The organism is Klebsiella sp. 141251, assembly GCF_050600725.1.
GTDB lineage: Bacteria > Pseudomonadota > Gammaproteobacteria > Enterobacterales > Enterobacteriaceae > Klebsiella > Klebsiella aerogenes.
This window is the reverse complement of the sequence record NZ_JAQIRG010000038.1, coordinates 1-361: the sequence shown is the minus strand read 5'-3', so window position 1 is coordinate 361 and position 361 is coordinate 1. Positions and strand designations below refer to the sequence as shown.

Annotated in this window: 1 pseudogene; it reads left to right on the top strand. The window is 65.7% G+C overall.

Features of this window, described 5'->3' with window-relative positions:
- A pseudogene (locus PGR09_RS24560) lies at nt 1–361 on the top strand (sodium-extruding oxaloacetate decarboxylase subunit alpha); the annotation flags it as partial.

Sequence of the window (361 nt, the reverse complement as noted above, 5' to 3'; positions counted from 1 at the left end):
GCAAAAAATACCACGCCTTCGAAGGCCAGCTGAAAGGCACCGACAGCCGTATCCTGGTCGCCCAGGTGCCGGGCGGGATGCTCACCAACCTTGAGAGCCAGCTTAAACAGCAGAGCGCCGCCCACCGTCTGGATGAGGTGCTGGCGGAAATCCCCCGCGTGCGCGAGGACCTCGGCTTCATCCCGCTGGTCACCCCGACCTCGCAGATTGTCGGCACCCAGGCGGTGCTTAACGTGCTGGGCGGCGAGCGCTACAAAACCATCGCTAAAGAGACCGCCGGTATCCTGAAAGGCGAATACGGCCACACCCCGGCGCCGGTTAACGCCGCCCTGCAGGCGCGGGTGCTCGACGGCGCCGACGC